Origin of the sequence: Qipengyuania sp., assembly GCF_964227205.1 — a bacterium.
In the GTDB taxonomy this organism is placed as follows: domain Bacteria; phylum Pseudomonadota; class Alphaproteobacteria; order Sphingomonadales; family Sphingomonadaceae; genus Qipengyuania.
The window spans coordinates 150854-169164 of record NZ_CAXQVB010000005.1 but is presented as its reverse complement, the minus strand read 5'-3'; the positions used below and the strand labels follow the sequence as shown (position 1 = coordinate 169164).

The following is an 18311-nucleotide window of genomic DNA, read 5'->3' as shown; positions in this document are numbered from 1 at the left end:
ATTGCCCCGCGCAGGGCAAGGGGAAACTGCGCAGATACCATCCGGCCATGCATTTTTCTGCAACAGCACTTGCGCAGGCGATGGCTTGAGCCATGCCGCCGTGCTTGCCATAGCGCCTATTCGGTCATGCCCGATTTCGACGCCCTGCTGCTCGCCCGCATCCAGTTCGCCTTCACGGTGAGCTTCCATTTCATCTTTCCCGCCTTTTCGATCGGGCTCGCGAGCTATCTCGCGGTGCTCGAAGGGCTGTGGCTGAAGACGGGCCGGCAGCGCTATCTCGACCTGTTCAAATACTGGCTCAAGATCTTCGCCATCGCCTTCGCCATGGGCGTGGTGAGCGGGATCGTCATGTCATACCAGTTCGGCACCAACTGGGCGGTGTTCAGCGACAGGGCGGGGCCGGTGATCGGTCCGCTGATGGCCTATGAAGTACTGACCGCCTTCTTTCTCGAGGCGGGTTTCCTCGGGGTGATGCTGTTCGGGATGGAGAAGGTCGGGCGCAAGCTGCATTTCGCCGCCACGCTGATGGTCGCGCTGGGCACCTTCGTGTCCGCCTTCTGGATCCTCTCGGTCAACAGCTGGATGCAGACGCCGACAGGCTACGAGATCGGCGCCAACGGACAGTTCCTGCCCGGCGACAGCTGGCTGGCGATCATCTTCAACCCCAGCTTCCCCTATCGTCTCGCCCACACGGTGATCGCCGCTTATCTCACCACCGCCTTCGTCGTCGGCGGGGTCGGCGCCTGGCACCTGCTGCGCGACCGGACGAGCGAACATGCCCGCACCATGTTCTCGATGGCGATGTGGATGGCCGCGCTGGTCGCGCCGGTGCAGATTTTCGCCGGCGACATGCACGGGCTCAATACGCTCGAGCACCAGCCCGCGAAGGTCATGGCGATGGAGGGCCATTACACCAGCCATCCCGACGGCGCGCCGCTGATCCTGTTCGGCATTCCCGACAGCAAGGAAGGCCGCGTGAAATACGCTCTCGAGATACCCAAGGCCTCGAGCCTGATCCTCAAGCACGATCCCGATGCCCCGCTCGCCGGGCTCGACACCGTGCCCGAGGAGGACCGCCCGCCGGTGGGGATCGTCTTCTGGGCCTTCCGCATCATGGTCGGGATCGGGTTCGCCATGCTCGCCATCGGCCTGTGGAGCCTGCTCGCGCGGATGCGCGGCAAACTCTACGACTGGCGCTGGCTCCACCGCGGCGCGGTGGCGATGGGCCCGGCGGGTTTCGTCGCAGTGATAGCCGGGTGGGTAACCACCGAAGTCGGGCGCCAGCCCTTCACCGTCTACGGCCTGCTGCGCACTGCCGATGCAGCGAGCCCGCTCGACGCGCCCGCGGTGGCCGCATCGCTGCTCGCCTTCGTGCTGGTCTATAGCGCGGTCTTCTCGGTTGGCGTGTGGTACATATTGCGGCTGATGAGCAAGCCGCCGCATACGGGCGAATACGGAGTCAAGCGCGGCGACAAGGGACCGATCCGCGCCGCCGGCATAACCCCCGGCCCGACGCAGGATCCCTCCGACCAGAGCCGCCGCGACCTGTCGGGAAGCAAGACCGAGCCGGAGGACGCGCCATGATCGACCTCACCGTGATCTGGGCCTTCGTCATCGCCTTTGCGGTCTTCGCCTATGTCGTGATGGACGGCTTCGACCTCGGCATTGGCGTGTTGTTCCCGACCTTCGAGGTCGGCCCCGAACGCGACCGCGCGATGAATTCGATCGCCCCGGTATGGGACGGCAACGAGACCTGGCTGGTGCTCGGCGGCGGCGGCTTGTTCGCCGCTTTCCCGTTGGCCTATGCGGTCGTTCTCCCCGCGACCTATCCGCTGATCATCGCCATGCTGCTGGGGCTGGTGTTCCGCGGCGTGGCCTTCGAATATCGCTGGCGCGATCCGGCGCACAGACAGTTCTGGGATCTCGCCTTCAGCGGCGGATCGCTGGTCGCCGCGCTGGCGCAGGGGATGACACTCGGTGCGCTGCTGCAGGGTATCACCGTTGTCGACCGCGCCTATGCCGGCAGTTGGTGGGACTGGCTGACGCCCTACACGCTGCTGACCGGCCTCGGCACGGTGGCGGGCTATGCGCTGCTCGGCGCGACCTGGCTGGTGTGGAAGCTCGACGGCGAGGCGCAGGCCCATGCCCGCAAACTCGCCTTGCGGGCCTTCTGGGCGACGGGCGCGCTGATGGCTCTGGTCAGCCTCTACAATCTCGGCCTACGCCCCGAATATGCCGAGCGCTGGCTGAGCGCGCCCGAGCTCTATTACGCCGCGCCGGTCCCGCTGCTCACCGCCGTGCTGGCGCTGGCGCTCTATCGCTCGCTCACCCGGGGCGGCGAGAGCCGGCCCTTCTGGCTTGCGCTCGGCCTGTTCCTGCTCGGCATGGCCGGGCTCGGGGTGACGATCTGGCCCAATGTCGTGCCGCCCTCGCTGACCATCTGGGACGCCGCCGCGCCCGAGCGCAGCCAGGTCTTCATGCTCATCGGCGTGGCGATCACCATGCCGCTGATCCTCGCCTATACCGGCTGGGCCTATTGGGTCTTCCGCGGCAAGACCGGCCACGAGGGCTATCATTGAGCGAAGCGCCCGAAGAGGCGCCGCTGTGGCAGCGGCTGGCGTGGCTGGCGGCGATCTGGGCCGCCAGCGTCGCCGTGCTCGGAGTGATCGCCTACATCCTTCGGCTGTGGATCGGGACTAGTTGACGATCCGGTCCACGCCCGCACGCGTCACTGCGTGATATCCTGCCCGTGTTTTCGCATAGATGCGTTCGGCATGCGCCCGGCCCCAGTCACCCTGGTCCCACAGCACCTTGAACAGTGGGCGAACGAATTTGGCGCGGCCGACCTCGGCGAGAAATTCCTCGGCCTGCGGCACGGCCGGTTCGTAGCGATTGGCCAGCGCAAGTTCGAGCCACAGGAACAGGATCTCGTTATTGCCCGTCCCCGACAGGCCAAGTGCGCTGTCGAGCGCGGCCAGCTGCGCGGCGCTGCGCTCCTTTGGGATGTTGTCGAGGAAGCGCATCTGCTCGGCGGCGGTCCAGCCTGCATAGGCGGCGGGAATCGTGCCCTCCTCGGCATAGGCATCGACCGCCCTGTCGACTTCGGTGAAAGCAGCGGGATCGGGCTTGGCAACATTGGCGGGCAGGCCCGGCGCGAAAATCCAGTCGTGCAGCATGAGCGCCTTGGCCTCGGTCTCGTCCCGCACGAGGTTGGCCATCATGTCCTCATAGAACATCCGGCTCGTCGCGGGCTGGAAGGCGTGGTTGTCGAACCATTGCCGCAGCCAGGCGTCGAAGCGCTCGCGCCCGACGAGACGCTCGACTGTTCGCAGGAAGAAATGACCCTTGTCATAGGTGATCGCGCTGCCGAGTTCGTTCGCGCCCGGTTCGTGGTGCAGCGCGGTGCCCGGCGCATCCATGCCGACTTCGGCCAGTGTTTCCTCGATCCCGGCGAAGGCCAGCGCGGCCTCCTGTTCGGCGCGTTTCCTGCCATAGACCGCCTCGACGATGCGGTTCTCGAAATAGGAGGTCACGCCCTCGTTGAGCCAGCTGTCCTCCCACACCGCATTGGTGACGAGGTTGCCCGACCAGCTGTGGGCCAGCTCGTGCGCGACGAGGCCGTTGTTCGAGCGGTCACCCGCGATGAAGGTCGGGGTAAGGAAGGTCATCACCGGGTTTTCCATCCCCCCGTAGGGAAATGCGGGGGGCAGCACGATCATGTCGTAGCGGCCCCAGCGGTATTCGCCGTAGAGCTTCTCGGCTGCCGACACGAGCTGTTCGGTGTCGCCGACTTCGCGGGCCGCGCGCGGCAGCGTGGCGGGTTCGGCCCAGACGCCGGTGCGCGGCCCGAGCTCGGCGAAATCGATGTCACCCGCCGCCAGCGCGATGAGATAGGGCGGGACGGGCTTGTCCATTACGAAACGGAAGGCGCGGCGGCCATTGCCGAGGTCTTCGGGCTCCCCCTGGCGCACGCCGCTCATCACCACGTCGAGCGGCTTGGGCGCCGTAATGCGCGCTTCCCAGGTCTGGCGAATGCCGGGGCTGTCCTGCGTCGGTATCCAGCTGCGGTTGAGGATCGCCTGGCCCTGGCTGAAGAGGAACGGGTGCACCCCGCCCTTGGTCTGTTCGGGGCTGAGCCACTGCAGTGCCTCGGCATTGGCCGGTGCGCGATAGGCGATGCGCAACTTGGTCGCGCCGTCGAGCGTGATCGTCAGCGGTGCCCCCTTGCCGCCTTCCTCGACCGTTTCACCGATTTCATACGCCAGTGCACGGCCCGCCCCATCGGTCACGCTGGCGATCTCCAACCCCCTGGTGTCGAGTACGATGGCTTTGGCACCCGGTGCGGCGAGAACGTCGAGATCGGCGACACCGCCGACACGCCTGGCATCGAAATCGAGATCGAGGTCGAGCGCGACATGCGTCACCCGCGCAACCTGCGGCTGCGCATAGGTTGCGCTGTCGACGGCGTCGGGCGTAGTGAGGATGGGCGAAACCATCCGCGCGGGCGCAGCAGCGACGGGCGCGGCACTCTCCATCGTCGTGCAGGCAGTGCTGGCGAGCAGAAGGGCGAGCGGGACGGCAAGGCGGCGCATGGGCAACTCTCCGAAGGTCTTTCGCGGCGGGCCTGGAGCCCGCACGCTGGATTCTTATCAACGCTGCCGCGCTATTGCCGATCCTGCGGATCAGCGCCAGCCCTGCGCGGCAATTGCTACTCACGGGGGCTGGAAAAGCGAGAGAATACCTGTAATGAGAACGTTCACAGTCTTGGGGAGCGCATCATGATCCGCAGCACAATCTCGCTTTGCGTCGGTGTATTCGGCCTGCTGGCGACGCCGCTGGCAGCCGAGGAGCCATCCGCCCGCACGCTCGTCTGGGCCGACGAATTCAATATGCCCGAGCTCGATCGGGACAAATGGGGCGTCATCGGGACCGATTTCTGGGTCAACAATGAACAGCAGGCCTATGTCGATGCGCCTGCCGTGCTGTCGATCGTCGAGGGACTTTCGGGCGCCGATGGCGGCGCGCTGCTGCTGCGCCCCGTGTTCAAGCCCGGCGTCGACCCGCACCCCGACCGCAAGGCCGATTTCCTCTCGGGCCGGATCGAGAGCAGGGACAAGTTCGACTTCACCTACGGCCGCGCCGAAGCCCGCATCCGGATGCCCGACGTGAAAGGCGTGTGGCCCGCCTTCTGGCTGCTCGGCAATGGTCGCTGGCCCGACACGGGCGAAATCGACATCATGGAATATGTCGGCGAGAAGGACTGGATCGGTGTCGCGCTCCACGGCCCCGGCTATTCGGGCGAAACGCCGCTGGTGAACAAGTTCTTCTTCCCCGAAGGCGAGGACGTGACCGGCTGGCACGTCTACGCAGTGGAGTGGAAGACGGACGAGCTGCTGTTCCAGGTCGACGGGCGCACGATCTACCGAGTGACCCGCCCGATGGTCGAACACTACGGCAAGTGGCGCTTCGACAATCCGAAGTACCTGATCCTCAATTTCGCCATGGGCGGCGCCTATCCGTTCAAGACCAACGGGATCGAGAAACCCTATAACGGCGTTCCGCAGGAAACGGTCGACAAGGTGAAGACCGGAGAGATCGCGATGCTCGTCGACTGGGTACGTGTGTACGCTCCGGAGGAGTGATCAGCTCCAGGTCGCCTCTGGCGGTAAGCTCATAAGGATGGCGTCGATATTGCCGCCGGTCTTGAGGCCGAACAGCGTGCCGCGGTCGTAGACGAGGTTGAATTCGGCATAGCGACCGCGCCATTCGAGCTGGGTCTGCTTGTCTTGCGGCGTAAACTCGCTCTCCATCCGTCGGCGTACCAGCTTGGGGAAGATGTCGAGGAAAGCCTCGCCCACGTCTTTGGTGAAGGCGAGATTGCGCTCGAACGCGGCCTCGTCGGCGCATTCGAGGTGGTCGTAGAAGATTCCGCCGACCCCGCGATGCACGCCGCGATGGGGGATGTAGAAATAATCGTCCGCCCACTTCCTGAAGCGTTCGTAATAGGTCGGATTGTGCGCGGCGCAGGTAGCGCGGAAGCGCGCGTGAAAATCCTCGGTATCCTCGGCATAAGGGATCGGCGGGTTGAGATCGGCCCCGCCGCCGAACCAGGCCTTGCCGGTGGTGAGGAAGCGCGTGTTCATGTGCACCGCGGGCACATGCGGATTGGCCATATGCGCGACGAGGCTGATGCCGGTGGCGGTGAAGCCGGGATTCTCCGCGCTCGCCCCGTTGATTGATCCGGCGAATTCGGGCGCGAAATTGCCGCGTACGGTGGAGACATTGACCCCGACCTTCTCGAACACGGTGCCCTTCATCAGCCCGCGCGTGCCGCCACCGGGATCGGGATTGCCCTCCTCCTCGCGCTTCCAGCTGTCGTACTGGAAGCTAGCCTCGGAACCCGCCTCGCGCTCGATCGCCTCGAACTCGGCGCAGATGCGGTCGCGCAGGCTTTCGAACCAGGTGCGGGCGGTGTCTGTCTGCTGGGTCCAGTCGGTCATGCGAAGGGCCTTGCCATCCCGATTTGCCTACGGCAATAGCAACCGATGGTTCCCCTTTCGTTCGCAGGCGAGGAATGGCTCCTGACCGAGGGCCGCGCGCTTTACTGGCCGCGCGAGCGCGCGCTGCTGGTCGCCGACCTGCACCTCGAGAAGGGGAGTTTCTTCGCGCGCCACGGCCAGATGATCCCGCCCTACGATAGCCGCGAGACGCTCGAGCGCGTGGCGCTCGCCATCCGCGAGACGGGCGCGCGGCGGGTAATCACCTTGGGCGACAATTTTCACGATTCGGCCGGCTCCGCACGTCTGGAACCGCATGCTGCAGGCATGCTCGATGCGCTGACGCGCGCGGTCGACTGGGTGTGGATCACCGGCAACCACGATCCCGAGATGGAGGCGCACTGCGGTGGCACTCTGACCGAGGAAATGGAACTGGGCGGCGTGGTCCTGCGCCACCAGGCCCGGAAGGGCGAGACACGCCCCGAACTCTCCGGCCACTTCCACCCACGCCTGCAGGTGAAGGTCCGCCAGCGGATGATCCGCCGCGCCTGCGCGGTGGTGAGCGCAAACGACGGGCCCGACGGCAAGCCTACGGGCCGCATGATCCTCCCGGCCTTCGGCGCCTTCACCGGCGGGATGAATGCGGCCGATCCCGCAATCCTCCAAGCCCTCCAACCCGCCGACCGGATCGACGCGGTCGTGCCCGCCAAGGGCAAGCTGGCGCGGTTCAATCTGTGGAATCGCGCTGCCTAGGTGCAACGGTCGCGCGCAAATCTGCGCTCCGTCCGCATAACACACTTCCGAATCTGCGGAACAATGCCTACATGCGCCCTTTGATTATACGGCTACCAAAGGAGATTGCCCCATAGCCCGTCCACCCCGGCGCAGCATGCAAATGCCCGTGAAAAGCGGTCCGCGCTACGATAACATGATCAATGTGCCGAAGGTCCGCGTGATCGATCACGAAGGCGAGAACCTCGGCGTTATGTTCACCCGCGAAGCGATCGAGCAGGCCCAGGACGTGGGTCTCAACCTCGTCGAAGTGTCGCCCAATGCGGACCCGCCGGTGTGCAAGTTCCTCGATGTCGGCAAATATCGCTACGAGGCGCAGAAGAAGGCGAACCTCGCGCGCAAGACGCAGAAGACCCAGGAAATCAAAGAGGTCAAGATGCGCCCGAACATCGACACGCACGATTACGACGTGAAGATGAAGAACGTCGTCAAGTTCATTGAGCACGGCGACAAGGTGAAATGCACGCTGCGTTTCCGCGGTCGCGAGATGGCGCACCAGCAGCTCGGCATGGACCTTTTGAACCGCGTCCGCGACGACGTCGAGGAAATCGCCAAGGTCGAAGCCTTCCCGCGTCTCGAAGGGCGCCAGATGATCATGGTGCTCGCGCCCAAATAGGCGCTGTGGCGATCCAGTATTGATGGAAAGGGCAGTCCTGCGGGGCTGCCCTTTTCGGTTGGGTCCGCTGTGCGTTGCCGAGCGCGACTCGCGCTGGTAGCACGGCGGCGAGAGGGGATCGCTGCGCTATGAAGGCCAACCAAATCGGATTTATGGTGGGCGCGCTCGCGCTATTGGCGAGCATTTTCCTGGCGCCGCCCGCAGGCATGAGCCGCGAGGCGTTTGTCGTTGCGGGCCTTGTCGTTCTGATGGCCGCCTGGTGGATGACCGAGGCGCTTCCGCTAACGGCCACCGCGCTGATGCCCTTCCTCGTCCTGCCCTTTGCCGGGGTGATGGACGCCAAGGCGACCGCAAGCGCCTATTACTCCCCGATCCTGTTCCTCATCCTTGGCGGCGCCTTCATCGCGCTCGCGATCGAGCGTACCGGTCTCCATCGACGCCTTGCGCTCGCGCTGCTTCAACTCGTCGGGCACCGTGGGCAGACTGGTGTGCTGCTGGCCTTCATGGTCACTGCGGCGATCCTCTCGATGCTGATCTCCAACACCTCGACCGCGCTGATCATGATGCCGATGGCGCTCGCCGTTCTACGTGGCGGCGGGTCGGAGGACGGCGATACCGAGGGGCTGGCCGGGGCCCTGCCCATCGGCATTGCCTTTGCCGCCTCCATCGGCGGGCTCGGCACGCTGGTCGGATCTCCCACCAACGCCATTGCCGTAGGGCTGGTGGATACGCTCACCGGCACGCGGATCACTTTCGCCCAATGGGCCTTCTACGGTTTTCCCGTGGTGATCATCGGCGTGCCGCTCGCCGCGCTGCTGGTCGGCTGGGTCCAGAATGTGCGCGCGCATCCCTTCGACACCGAATCCGCGCGAACGGCGATCGACACGCATGATGCATGGACCAGCGCCGAACGGCGCCTGGTGCCGGTGGTCGCCGTCACCTTTCTGCTGTGGATGGGGCAGATGTGGATCGCGCCCTACCTTCCCGAAGGGTCGCTGACCGACGGCACCATCGCCGTGCTCATGGGCCTGACGCTGTTCCTGCTTCCCGATGGCACCGGGCGGCCGTTGCTGACCTGGGAGGAGGCCAATCGCGCGCCCTGGGGGGTGATCATGATGTTCGGCGGCGGGCTCGCGCTGGCGGCCGGAATGAGTGCGAGCGGGCTGGCCGACTGGCTCGGCCAGGCGCTTCTGCCGCTCGAGGCGTGGCCGCTGGTATTCGTCGCCCTCGCGGTGGTGGCGATGGTCGTGCTGATCACCGAATTCGCCAGCAATGTCGCCACAGCGAGCGGAATCATCCCGGTGGTCGCGAGCCTGGCAGTCGCGCTCGGGGTCGATCCAATTCTCCTTGCCATGCCCGCCGCATTGGCGGCGAGTTGGGGCTTCATGCTGCCCGCCGGGACCGGCCCCAATGCCATCGCCTGGGCGACCGGCCGCATCCGCATCGAGCGTATGGTCAAGGCAGGCATTTTGCTCGACCTGTTCGGCATCGCGATGATCGTCGCGGTGGTCTGGGGTATGCACGCGCTGATCGGCGGTTGATTTTCCTACACTGCCCGTACGCTGTAGACGGACGCAATGGCCATGCACCCGCCTGTTCCTGCGTCCGATTTCCCGCCTCGACCGCGGTCCAGATATTTTTGGCGCAGGACCGTGGTCCATGCGGTCCATGTTGCAGACTTCGCCGCAGTTGAAACCAACATCGCTCCGCCATATGGACCGCAACCGAAAGCGCTGTCGGCGGAGAGGCGTTCCTGCGGAGGTTAGGAACGGGCGCCCCGACCAGCCCACCCGGCTCCCGCCTTCCTGGGAGCATGATTCAGGAAGGATGCCCATCCCATGAGCGATCACGAAATCGACCCCACGTCGCCCCGCATGGCTCCCAAGCAGGAAGTCACCAAGATCGCCGGTCGCGAATTGAAGCCCAGCACGCTGATGATGGGCCATGGTTACGATCCGGTCCTGTCCGAAGGCAGCCTCAAGCCGCCGATCTTCCTCACCTCGACTTTCGCCTTTCCCAGCGCCGCCGACGGCAAGCGCCATTTCGAAGGGATCACCGGCAAGCGCCCGGGTGGTGCCGACGGCCTCGTCTATTCGCGCTTCAACGCGCCCAACCAGGAAATCCTCGAGGATCGCCTGGCGATCTGGGACGGGGCCGAGGACGCGCTCAGCTTCTCGAGCGGCATGACCGCGATCTGCGTCCTGCTGCTGACCTATGCCCAGCAGGGTGACGTCGTGGTCCATTCGGGCCCGCTCTACGCCGCGACCGAAGGCTTCGTCGCCAAGTGGATGTCGCGCTGGGGCGTCAGCTATGTCGACTTCCCGGCTGGCGCGACGCGCGAGGAAATCGACGCGGTGCTGGCCAAGGCCAAGGCAAAGGCCGACGAACAGGGCGGCAAGGTCGCCATGGTTTACCTCGAGAGTCCGGGCAATCCGACCAATGCTCTGGTCGACGTCGAGGCGGTACGCGGCGCCGTCGACGATGGCGGCCTCGAATGCCCGATCGCGATCGACAACACCTTCCTCGGCCCGCTGTGGCAGCGCCCGCTCGACCAGGGCGCGGACATCGTCTGCTATTCGCTGACCAAATATGTCGGCGGTCATTCGGATCTTGTCGCGGGCAGCATCGCCGGCGCGAAGAAGTGGATGGATCCGGTGCGCATGCTGCGCAACACCATGGGCGGTATCTGCGACCCGAACACCGCCTGGATGCTGCTGCGTAGCCTCGAGACCGTCGAATTGCGGATGAGCCGCGCGGGCGAGAATGCCGCCAAGGTCTGCGAATACCTCGCCCGGCATCCCAAGGTCGAAGGCCTCGGCTATCTCGGCATGATCAAGGATCCGCGCCAGCAGGACATTTACGATCGCCACTGCAAGGGTGCCGGCAGCACCTTCTCGCTGTTGCTGAAGGGTGGCGAGGCCGAGTGCTTCCGCTTCCTCGACATCCTCAAGATCGCCAAGCTCGCAGTCAGCCTCGGGGGGACCGAGACGCTGGCGAGCCACCCGGCTTCGATGACGCACCTCTCGGTTCCCGACGAACGCAAGGCGGCGCTGGGGATCGGCGACAACCTCATCCGCATCTCGATCGGCATCGAAGACCCGGACGATCTCATCGCCGACTTCGAACAGGCGCTGGAGGCGGTCTGAGCCGGATCGGCTTCCTCGCCTGTGCCGACACGCTGCCCGGCGAGGGTCCTCGCCGGGGGGACGCATTCGAGCATGATGTCGAGGTCGCCGCGCTGCGCCCGGCCTTCGCCGCGGTCGGGCTCGAACTGGTCGAAATCGACTGGCGCGCGCCGCTCGCGGAATTCGAGGGCCTCAGCCTGGTGCTGCTCGGCACCGCGTGGGACTATCAGGACCATCCGGAGGACTTCCTCGACAGGCTCGATGCTCTTGCCGCGCGGGGCATCACTGTCTGTAACCCGCCCGAGGTCGTCCGATGGAATACGAACAAGCGCTATCTGAAGCGGCTGGCGGTGAGCGGCGTCGCCACGGTACCGACGCTCTGGCTGGACGATCTGGACGGGTCGGGCGTCCTCGCGGCAATGGACCGGCTCGGCACGGGCCGCATCGTCGCGAAACGGCAGGTCGGTGCGGGGGCGCTCGGGCAACACAGCTTCACGCGCTATGCGCTGCCCGAAGACGGCTGGACGATGGGCTGCCCCTGCATGGTCCAGCCCTTCCTCCCAAGCATCGTAAATGAAGGCGAATACACCTTCGTCTTCATCGACGGAGTCTTCAGCCACGGGGTGCTCAAGCGGGCGGGCGCTGGCGACTATCGCATCCAATCGCTCTATGGCGGCTACGAAGCCGCCTACGTCCCCCAGCCGGCTGACCTTGCAACCGCCGAAGCGGTGGTGGCAGCGCTGCCCTTCGACGACCTGCTCTATGCCCGGATCGACATGGCGCGGCTGCCATCGGGCGAACTGGCGGTGATGGAGGCGGAGCTGATCGAACCCTATCTCTATCCCGTACAAGGACCGCACTTGGGAGAACGTCTCGCGCAAGCTATCCTCGCCCGCATCCAGGGAGGCTGACATGGCGGAAAAGGTGTTCCTCGTGATCGGAGCTGGCGCGGGGATCGGCGGACATGCCGCGATGCGGTTCGCGCAGGGCGGCTACCACGCTGTCCTTGCGCGGCGCTCCGATGAGGCAGGCCTGGCGAAACTCGTCGATGCTATCGAGAAGGCGGGCGGCAGAGCTTCGGGGACACTGCTCGATGCCGCTGCAGACGGCACGATCGAGGAGCTGGTCGAACGGGTCGAGCGCGATATCGGACCGATCGACACCGTGCTCTACAACCTCGGTGCCCAGATCGGCAACCGCACGCTCGCCGACACGCCGCATCGCACCTTCGAACTCGGCTGGCGGCTCGGCTGCTTCGGCCTTTTCCGCCTCGCCCATGCGGTTACGCCGTACATGGTCGAGCGCGGCAGCGGGACGATCCTCGTCACCTCGGCGACCGCCGCGGTGCGCGGCAATGCCGGGCAGCACAGCCACGCGGCGGCCATGGGCGCGCGGCGCATGCTGTGCCAGACGCTCAACGCCGAATTCGCCCCGCAAGGCATTCATGTCGCGCATGTGGTCGTCGACGGGTCGGTCGATGCGCCCGACACGCTGGGCAAGCTGCTCGGCGACCGGTTCGAGGCCTACAAGGCAGCCAAGGGAGAGGACGGGGTGGTCGACCCTGGCGCGCTGGCCGAGACCTATTGGCACCTCGCGCAGCAGCCGCGTAATTGCTGGACGCACGAGGTCGATGTGCGACCCTTCACCGATGTGCCCTGGTGGAACGACAATCCCAACCCGGGCATCGATACCAAACCGAAGCAGACCGACTGACTAGCCTTTCCACTCGCGCCGCTCTTCGGCAGCCTTGAGTACCTCGTAGGCGAGCTGGAGCTTCTGGAATTCGGCGGCGGCTTCCTTGTCACCCGGCTTTACGTCGGGATGGACCGTCTTGGCCTTGTCGCGCCAGGCCTTCTTCACCGCTGTAAAATCGGCATCGGATTCGAGATCGAGCACTTCGAGCGCGCGCATCTCGTCGGCGCTGCGCGAACCATCTCCGCTGCCGCTCCAGCCATAGTGCTGGGCTTCGGCATAGCCGGCATTCTCGCTTCGCTCGGCCTTGGCGCGGGCTTCCTTTTCGGCCTTGTCGAGCCCTTCGAAATAGTCCCACTTCTGGTTGTAATCGGCGGCATGCTTCTGGCAGAACATCCACCGTTCGGGGCTGTTGGGCGCCTTGGGCGCAGGGCAGTCGCCCGGTTCCTCGCAGCCGTGCCGGTCGCACAGCCGCACGGTCGTCGCCTCGCGCGAGGAGCCATAGCCGCGCCAGCGCGGGAAACCCCAGTCGTTGGAGCGCCGCGCCTTAGCCATGGCGGGAGAGTATCGTTTGTCGGCTGGGCATGGCGGTCAATCTAGGCGGACTGGCGAAAGGTGCAAGCATCCGGGAACCAGTTTCAATCTGCAATGTTGCATTGCAACTATACTTTAAGACATTGCCATTAACAGGCTCGCACGAGAGAGACCATGAGCAAGCAACTGACCCTTTCCGCCACCGCCGCCGTCCTGTCGATGGCTGTGTTCGCTCTGACCGCAGGCTTCGGCGGGATTTCGAGTGACCAGCGAGGCCTGGCGTCCGGCGCAGCCCCGCTGGTAGAGCTCACCGCGCTTCGCTAGGCGAAACATCAGGCCTTCCCTGACGAGTAAGGGCTCCCCGATCGGGGAGCCCTTTTCGTTTTCGGCCTTGCCGCTGGCGCGATCAGTTGATCGTGATCGTTGCGGCGCGGCGGTTCTGCGCCCAGGCCGCCTCGTTCGAGCCCAGCGCCACCGGGCGTTCCTTGCCGTAGCTCACCGTGCGGATCCGATTCGCCGGAACGCCGATCGAGACGAGATAGTTCTTCGCCGCGTTGGCCCGGCGTTCTCCGAGGGCGAGGTTGTATTCGCGTGTACCACGCTCGTCGGCATGCCCCTCGATGGTGAAATTGACCTGCTGGTACTGGCTGAAATACTGCGCCTGGCGCTGCAGTTTCATCTGGTCTTCGGCATCGATGTTGAAGCGGTCGGTGTCGAAATAGACGACCGTGTTCTCCTGCCCGACGGCATTGACGAAATGCGCCTGCGAGCCGACCGACGGGCCGGTCGGCGCGGTGGGAGCGGGCGTCGCCGTTTCCGTCGGCGGCGGCGGAAGTTCTTCCGGCGCCTTCTTCGAACAAGCGGCAAGCGCGATGGTCGATGCCAGCATCAGACCGGTAGCAACACGGGTATTCATAGGCTGTCCCCTTTCAAACAGCGTGGTGAAGTCGGTTTTGCCCCCCGAGATCGTCTTTATCCTGATCCAATGCAGTTACGGCAGGATGGGTCCCCAGGCCGGGTCCGAGGCGTCGACCGGCGTCGGCAGGCGCCGCAGGTTCTCGCCGGTCAGGTCGACCTGGTAGAGTGCGGTCTTGCCGCTGTTTCGCTCGGTGCGGAAGAACTGGATGATCCGTCCGTTGGGCGCCCAGGTCGGCGCCTCGTCCTGCCAGCCGTTGGTCAGCACGCGGACATTGCCGCCCGAGGGCGACATGACCGAAATGTTGAACGAACTCGCGTTGGTGAAGGCGATCTGGTCGCCGCGCGGGCTCCATTCAGGCGTCGCGCAACGGCTGCCACCGAAGCTGATGCGGCGCTGGTTCGATCCGTCGGCATCCATGACGTAGCATTGCTGCGCACCCGAACGATCGCTCTCGAACACAATCCGGCTGCCATCGGGCGAATAGGAGCCGCCGATGTCGATCCCCGGCGTATCGGTCAGCCGGATCGGCTCACCGCCACTGGCCGAAACGCGGTAGATGTCGGTATTTCCATTGACGGCCATCGAATAGAGCAGCCAGCGACCGTCGGGGCTCCACCGCGGGGCGAAGGTCGGATTGCTGCTCTGGGTGACGAGCGTCTGGCGACCGGTGCCGATGTCATAGACATAGATGCGCGGATTGCCGTCGACATAGCTGAGATAGGACAGCTTCTTGTAGTCGGGCGAATAGCGCGGCGTCAGCGCGGTCGAACGGCCGGTGGTGATGAAGCGATGGTTGGCCCCGTCGCTGTCCATGATCGCGAGCCGCTTGGTGCGGTTATCCTTCGGACCCGTCTCGGCGATATAGGCGATGCGGCTGTCGAAGAACGGGCTTTCGCCGGTGAGGCGCGAATAGACCAGGTCGGCGCATTTATGCGCCGCGCGGCGCCAGTCGGCAGGCTCGACCACCCAGCCTTCGCGTACCAGCTCCTGTTTCAGCGCCATGTCGTAGAGATAGCAGCCGATCGTCAGCTTGCTGTCGGCGCGTCCACGGACATAGCCGTGGACGAGCATTTCGGCGCCGCGGTTGGACCAGGTCGACCAGTTCGGCGCGGTGATCTCGGCAAAACCCGGCTGGGGCAGCGCGTCGGGGCCGGTCGGCTTAAACAGACCGTTGTTGCGCAGGTCCGAGGTGATCACCCGCGCCAGCTCCTTGCCCAGCGCCGCCGTGCCCGAGGAATTGGCCGGGGTCGCGACATCGCGATCGGTCGCGAACCCAGGGATGGCAATGCCGAGATCGTCGAGGTTGCCTTCGAAGCTGACCGAGCCGGAGAGGCCTTCGCCCTCCTCGATCGTCTCGACCTCGCCGCCTTCGGGAATGGGCTGCCCGAGATCCTGGTTCTGCGCAGCCAGAGGGGTTGCGAGCAGCGTGAGAGAGGCAAAGATCACATATTTCATTGGGCCAGTCTCCAGTCGAAACTAAAGGGTCCGACGAGTTTCCACGCTTCGTAATACTCTGCGGGAAGATCGTCGAATGGCGCGGCGAGCTGGACAGCGCGAATAGCCTGTTCGGCATGTCGGCTTGCTTGCGCCCGGTTGGTGTCGTTGACGCCGGTCTGGCGGATCATTTCCGGCCTTCCGGCCAGGCTGCCATCGGCGTTGAGACGAAACCGAAGGAAAGTCGTGATCTTTTCCACCTCGGGCCCATTGGGCGGCTCCCAGTGCGGTTTGATCTTGCGTGCGATCGCCTGCACCAGCGACGCCTTCGCGCTGGCTCCGATTTGCGAGGCGGGAACGCGCGTCTCGCTTGTGCTCGTGCTTGCCCCTGCCCCCTCGAGAAAATTGTCTCCAAGGCGCGAGCCGCCGCTGCGCGCGCTGCTTTTCGGCGGGTTTCTGGGCGCGCTCTCCGCCCGCGTCGCGGGTGCGGGGGGCGCGGGCTGCGGCTGAGCCTGCGTGCGCGGCGGGTCGGGGCGACGGCGCGGGCGTGGATCGGGGGCGGCCCTTGGCACCGGCACCGGCGATTGCACCTGCGGCGGCACGGGGCGCTCGACCTGCGGCGGGGCCGGTTGGTCCTGCTCAGGGGCCGGCGCGGGGTTGGGCTCCATCGTCGGCGCGGTCGAAGCGCGGCTTTCGGCCACCGGATCGGGCGCGGTCGCGGCCATGCCGACGTCCTCGGCAAGGCTGACAGTCATGCGCTGAGGCGGCTCGATGACGGGAGCGGGAAACAGGCCCTGCACCACGAGCAGGGCGACCAGCGCGAGATGCAGGACGACCGCGACGACAAGTCCGGTCCGCTCCTCTGCCCTGATCGCTGTCCTCTCCATGAGCGCCGGCTATTCCTCGACCGATGAACGGTTGTTGACCGACGCGGGGGTCGCGCTGTTGGTGATCAGCGAAATACGGTTGAGCCCGGCCCGGTTGAGCTCGCCCATCACCGCCATCACGCGGCCATAGTCGAGTGCGCGGTCGGCCCGTAGCGTGATATCGGGCCCCTCGCCGCCACTGCGCGGCAGGCTTTCGAGCGCCTGCGGCAAGCCGCCCAACGGCACCTGGACATCGTCGATATAGACATAGCCCGCCTCGTCGATGCTGATGGTGACCTGCTGCGGATCGTTGGGCAGCTGCGCCGCGCGGCTGTCGGGCAGGTCGATCGGCACGCCCGCGGTCAGCAGCGGCGCAGTGACCATGAAGATGATCAGCAGCACCAGCATGACATCGACCAGCGGGGTGACGTTGATTTCGGACATCGGTCGACGCCCACCGCGTCCACGGCGCCTGCGCCCTCCGCCCGAGGCAAGCCCCATCGCCATTATTTCTCTCCCTTCAGGAGGGTTGCGGCACGGGCCCGCTCCCCCTCTCGGCCACCCGAAACATACCGTGCCGTGGGAGGCCGGGTCGGGGAGTGGGCTGGCGAAATCGGCGCGAACACTAGCGCGATTCCAGCTGGCGGCTGAAGGTCGAATTGAGCCGGTCGGCGAAGCGCTGCAGGCGCGCCTCGTAACGATCGACCCGATGACCGAAGCGGTTGTAGGCGATCACCGCGGGGATCGCGGCGAAAAGGCCGATCGCCGTGGCGAACAGTGCCTCGGAAATGCCCGGCGCAACCACCGCAAGCGAGGAACTTTCCTGCGCACCGATCTGGAAAAAGCTGTTCATGATGCCCCAAACGGTCCCGAACAGGCCCACAAATGGTGCAACCGAGCCGACCGTCGCGAGAAAGTTGAGCCGCTCGGCGATATCATCGGCCTCAAGCGCGATCTGGCTGTCCATCGCCAGCGCGATGCGCCCGCGCAGCGCCTCGGGATCGCGGACCGCGCCTCCGGCGGAAGTCGAACGACGATACTCGGACACCGCAGCCTGCGCCACGCGCGCGGCGGGAATGTCCTTGTTGCCGCGTTCGGATGTGAAACGGTCGAAGCTGTCGGCCTGCCAGAACTCGTTTTCGTAGGCGATCGTGCGGCTGCGCAGCTTGCTCATTCGAAGGCTGAAGCTGACGATGATCATCCACACCCAGACGCTGGCGAGCAGCAGCCCAGCCATGACCAGCTGGACGACAATGTCGGCGTCGAGGAACAGGCGGATCGGATCGAGCCGGGTCGGTGCCGCGGCGCTGAGTAGTAGAAGCGAGCTCATTGGTCCCCTTGCTCGGCAAAACGCGCGAAGGCCGCGCGCCATTCCTCCGGCTGGCGTTTGGGCCGGCCTTCGGGTGAAACGAAGCCGACGCGCAAATGTGCCTCGGCCAGTAATTCGCGCTCTTCACCCGCCAACCTGAACGCAAGCTGGTGCATTCGGCAGGAAGCGGCCTTGAGTTCGGTGCAACGCGTTTCGATGAGGACGTCGTCGTCGAGCTTGGCCGGGCGCAGGTACTTGAGGTTGATCTCGGACACGGCATAGGCACCCTCGCCCGCCTCGATGGCCGCGCGCTGGTCGATCTCGAGCTGGCGCAGCAGATCGCTTCGCGCACGCTCAAACCAGCGCAGGTAATTGGCGTGATAGGTGATGCCCGACAGGTCGGTGTCTTCGTAATAGACGCGCACGGCATAGAGATGCCGGTCGCGGTCGAGCGTGCCGTCGGGAAGACTGGGTAGGATCATAAGCCAGCGCGCCCCATAGCCGAGGCGCGAGTCGGGCGGCAATGG

At 65.4% G+C, this 18311-nt stretch carries 20 protein-coding genes; 11 read left to right on the top strand and 9 right to left on the bottom strand.

Going from position 1 to position 18311, the window contains the following annotated elements:
* The first annotated feature begins 126 nt into the window (after window positions 1–126).
* The 3 genes from ACEQZ0_RS12565 to ACEQZ0_RS12555 are packed head-to-tail and all read left to right on the top strand — an operon-like array spanning window position 127 to window position 2704.
* On the top strand, window positions 127–1584 hold the full coding sequence (locus ACEQZ0_RS12565) for a cytochrome ubiquinol oxidase subunit I (RefSeq protein ID WP_370191191.1): 1458 nt from the start codon (window positions 127–129) through the stop codon (window positions 1582–1584).
* Window positions 1581–2579: a cytochrome d ubiquinol oxidase subunit II gene (gene cydB / locus ACEQZ0_RS12560; RefSeq protein ID WP_370191188.1), complete on the top strand. Its 999-nt coding sequence runs from the start codon at window positions 1581–1583 to the stop codon at window positions 2577–2579. Before ACEQZ0_RS12565 ends, cydB begins: the two co-directional genes overlap by 4 nt.
* On the top strand, window positions 2576–2704 hold the full coding sequence (locus ACEQZ0_RS12555; protein WP_370191185.1) for a DUF2474 family protein: 129 nt from the start codon (window positions 2576–2578) through the stop codon (window positions 2702–2704). The genes cydB and ACEQZ0_RS12555 overlap by 4 nt, the downstream gene beginning before the upstream one ends.
* On the opposite strand, the gene ACEQZ0_RS12550 is transcribed toward ACEQZ0_RS12555, so the two are convergent.
* Window positions 2697–4592: a M1 family metallopeptidase gene (locus tag ACEQZ0_RS12550; protein WP_370191182.1), complete on the bottom strand. Its 1896-nt coding sequence runs from the start codon at window positions 4590–4592 to the stop codon at window positions 2697–2699. The genes ACEQZ0_RS12555 and ACEQZ0_RS12550 overlap by 8 nt on opposite strands.
* Window positions 4593–4778: 186 nt before the next feature.
* On the opposite strand from ACEQZ0_RS12550, the gene ACEQZ0_RS12545 reads away from it, so the two are divergent.
* Entirely contained in the window at window positions 4779–5642 is an 864-nt protein-coding gene (locus ACEQZ0_RS12545; protein WP_370191180.1) for a family 16 glycosylhydrolase, read from the top strand.
* Here the strand turns inward: ACEQZ0_RS12545 and hemF are convergent, their stop codons facing one another.
* Window positions 5643–6500: an oxygen-dependent coproporphyrinogen oxidase gene (gene hemF, locus ACEQZ0_RS12540; RefSeq protein WP_370191177.1), complete on the bottom strand. Its 858-nt coding sequence runs from the start codon at window positions 6498–6500 to the stop codon at window positions 5643–5645. It abuts the gene before it with no gap.
* Window positions 6501–6545: 45 nt separating this feature from the next.
* On the opposite strand from hemF, the gene pdeM reads away from it, so the two are divergent.
* The 6 genes from pdeM to ACEQZ0_RS12510 all read left to right on the top strand — a co-directional run bounded on the left by pdeM (window position 6546) and on the right by ACEQZ0_RS12510 (window position 12743).
* Window positions 6546–7250 (top strand): ligase-associated DNA damage response endonuclease PdeM, encoded by a 705-nt coding sequence (gene pdeM / locus ACEQZ0_RS12535; protein WP_370191174.1) that lies wholly within the window; start codon window positions 6546–6548, stop codon window positions 7248–7250.
* 136 nt (window positions 7251–7386) lie between these two features.
* Entirely contained in the window at window positions 7387–7905 is a 519-nt protein-coding gene (gene infC, locus ACEQZ0_RS12530; protein ID WP_370191171.1) for a translation initiation factor IF-3, read from the top strand.
* Window positions 7906–8033: 128 nt separating this feature from the next.
* A complete protein-coding gene (locus ACEQZ0_RS12525) occupies window positions 8034–9446 on the top strand; it encodes a DASS family sodium-coupled anion symporter (RefSeq protein ID WP_370191168.1) in 1413 nt (470 codons plus the stop codon).
* A 297-nt stretch (window positions 9447–9743) separates the two neighbouring features.
* A complete protein-coding gene (locus ACEQZ0_RS12520; protein ID WP_370191165.1) occupies window positions 9744–11051 on the top strand; it encodes a cystathionine gamma-synthase family protein in 1308 nt (435 codons plus the stop codon).
* Window positions 11052–11230: 179 nt separating this feature from the next.
* Window positions 11231–11941 carry a RimK family alpha-L-glutamate ligase gene (locus ACEQZ0_RS12515; protein WP_370191162.1) on the top strand — a complete coding sequence of 237 codons (711 nt, stop codon included), beginning with the start codon at window positions 11231–11233 and terminating at the stop codon, window positions 11939–11941.
* A 1-nt stretch (window position 11942) separates the two neighbouring features.
* A complete protein-coding gene (locus ACEQZ0_RS12510; protein ID WP_370191160.1) occupies window positions 11943–12743 on the top strand; it encodes an SDR family NAD(P)-dependent oxidoreductase in 801 nt (266 codons plus the stop codon).
* Here ACEQZ0_RS12510 and ACEQZ0_RS12505 read toward each other — a convergent pair whose 3' ends face one another.
* A complete protein-coding gene (locus ACEQZ0_RS12505) occupies window positions 12744–13277 on the bottom strand; it encodes a J domain-containing protein (RefSeq protein ID WP_370191157.1) in 534 nt (177 codons plus the stop codon).
* 153 nt (window positions 13278–13430) lie between these two features.
* Between ACEQZ0_RS12505 and ACEQZ0_RS12500 the strand changes: the two genes are divergently transcribed.
* The gene (locus tag ACEQZ0_RS12500; protein WP_370191155.1) at window positions 13431–13580 is read left to right on the top strand and encodes a hypothetical protein; all 150 of its coding nucleotides are present in this window, start codon (window positions 13431–13433) and stop codon (window positions 13578–13580) included.
* An 82-nt stretch (window positions 13581–13662) separates the two neighbouring features.
* Here ACEQZ0_RS12500 and pal read toward each other — a convergent pair whose 3' ends face one another.
* From pal to ACEQZ0_RS12470, 6 genes are all read right to left on the bottom strand, one after another.
* The gene (gene pal / locus ACEQZ0_RS12495) at window positions 13663–14172 is read right to left on the bottom strand and encodes a peptidoglycan-associated lipoprotein Pal (RefSeq protein ID WP_370191153.1); all 510 of its coding nucleotides are present in this window, start codon (window positions 14170–14172) and stop codon (window positions 13663–13665) included.
* 75 nt (window positions 14173–14247) lie between these two features.
* Window positions 14248–15630, bottom strand: a complete 1383-nt coding sequence (tolB, locus tag ACEQZ0_RS12490; protein WP_370191151.1) for a Tol-Pal system beta propeller repeat protein TolB — start codon at window positions 15628–15630, stop codon at window positions 14248–14250.
* Entirely contained in the window at window positions 15627–16496 is an 870-nt protein-coding gene (locus ACEQZ0_RS12485) for an energy transducer TonB (RefSeq protein WP_370191149.1), read from the bottom strand. The genes tolB and ACEQZ0_RS12485 overlap by 4 nt, the downstream gene beginning before the upstream one ends.
* A 9-nt stretch (window positions 16497–16505) precedes the next feature.
* Window positions 16506–16982 carry an ExbD/TolR family protein gene (locus ACEQZ0_RS12480; protein ID WP_370191147.1) on the bottom strand — a complete coding sequence of 159 codons (477 nt, stop codon included), beginning with the start codon at window positions 16980–16982 and terminating at the stop codon, window positions 16506–16508.
* A gap of 118 nt (window positions 16983–17100) precedes the next feature.
* On the bottom strand, window positions 17101–17805 hold the full coding sequence (gene tolQ, locus ACEQZ0_RS12475) for a protein TolQ (RefSeq protein ID WP_370191144.1): 705 nt from the start codon (window positions 17803–17805) through the stop codon (window positions 17101–17103).
* A complete protein-coding gene (locus tag ACEQZ0_RS12470; protein WP_370191142.1) occupies window positions 17802–18266 on the bottom strand; it encodes a YbgC/FadM family acyl-CoA thioesterase in 465 nt (154 codons plus the stop codon). The genes tolQ and ACEQZ0_RS12470 overlap by 4 nt, the downstream gene beginning before the upstream one ends.
* Window positions 18267–18311 lie beyond the last annotated feature (45 nt).

Excerpts from the sequence above, each read along its gene's own strand:
- ACEQZ0_RS12565 (WP_370191191.1), top strand. The coding sequence starts at position 127 with ATGCCCGATTTCGACGCCCTGCTGCTCGCCCGCATCCAGTTCGCCTTC.
- cydB (WP_370191188.1), top strand. The coding sequence starts at position 1,581 with ATGATCGACCTCACCGTGATCTGGGCCTTCGTCATCGCCTTTGCGGTC.
- ACEQZ0_RS12550 (WP_370191182.1), bottom strand. The coding sequence starts at position 4,592 with ATGCGCCGCCTTGCCGTCCCGCTCGCCCTTCTGCTCGCCAGCACTGCC.
- ACEQZ0_RS12545 (WP_370191180.1), top strand. The coding sequence starts at position 4,779 with ATGATCCGCAGCACAATCTCGCTTTGCGTCGGTGTATTCGGCCTGCTG.
- hemF (WP_370191177.1), bottom strand. The coding sequence starts at position 6,500 with ATGACCGACTGGACCCAGCAGACAGACACCGCCCGCACCTGGTTCGAA.
- pdeM (WP_370191174.1), top strand. The coding sequence starts at position 6,546 with ATGGTTCCCCTTTCGTTCGCAGGCGAGGAATGGCTCCTGACCGAGGGC.
- infC (WP_370191171.1), top strand. The coding sequence starts at position 7,387 with ATGCAAATGCCCGTGAAAAGCGGTCCGCGCTACGATAACATGATCAAT.
- ACEQZ0_RS12525 (WP_370191168.1), top strand. The coding sequence starts at position 8,034 with ATGAAGGCCAACCAAATCGGATTTATGGTGGGCGCGCTCGCGCTATTG.
- ACEQZ0_RS12520 (WP_370191165.1), top strand. The coding sequence starts at position 9,744 with ATGAGCGATCACGAAATCGACCCCACGTCGCCCCGCATGGCTCCCAAG.
- ACEQZ0_RS12510 (WP_370191160.1), top strand. The coding sequence starts at position 11,943 with ATGGCGGAAAAGGTGTTCCTCGTGATCGGAGCTGGCGCGGGGATCGGC.
- ACEQZ0_RS12505 (WP_370191157.1), bottom strand. The coding sequence starts at position 13,277 with ATGGCTAAGGCGCGGCGCTCCAACGACTGGGGTTTCCCGCGCTGGCGC.
- ACEQZ0_RS12500 (WP_370191155.1), top strand. The coding sequence starts at position 13,431 with ATGAGCAAGCAACTGACCCTTTCCGCCACCGCCGCCGTCCTGTCGATG.
- pal (WP_370191153.1), bottom strand. The coding sequence starts at position 14,172 with ATGAATACCCGTGTTGCTACCGGTCTGATGCTGGCATCGACCATCGCG.
- tolB (WP_370191151.1), bottom strand. The coding sequence starts at position 15,630 with ATGAAATATGTGATCTTTGCCTCTCTCACGCTGCTCGCAACCCCTCTG.
- ACEQZ0_RS12485 (WP_370191149.1), bottom strand. The coding sequence starts at position 16,496 with ATGGAGAGGACAGCGATCAGGGCAGAGGAGCGGACCGGACTTGTCGTC.
- ACEQZ0_RS12480 (WP_370191147.1), bottom strand. The coding sequence starts at position 16,982 with ATGGCGATGGGGCTTGCCTCGGGCGGAGGGCGCAGGCGCCGTGGACGC.
- tolQ (WP_370191144.1), bottom strand. The coding sequence starts at position 17,805 with ATGAGCTCGCTTCTACTACTCAGCGCCGCGGCACCGACCCGGCTCGAT.
- ACEQZ0_RS12470 (WP_370191142.1), bottom strand. The coding sequence starts at position 18,266 with ATGATCCTACCCAGTCTTCCCGACGGCACGCTCGACCGCGACCGGCAT.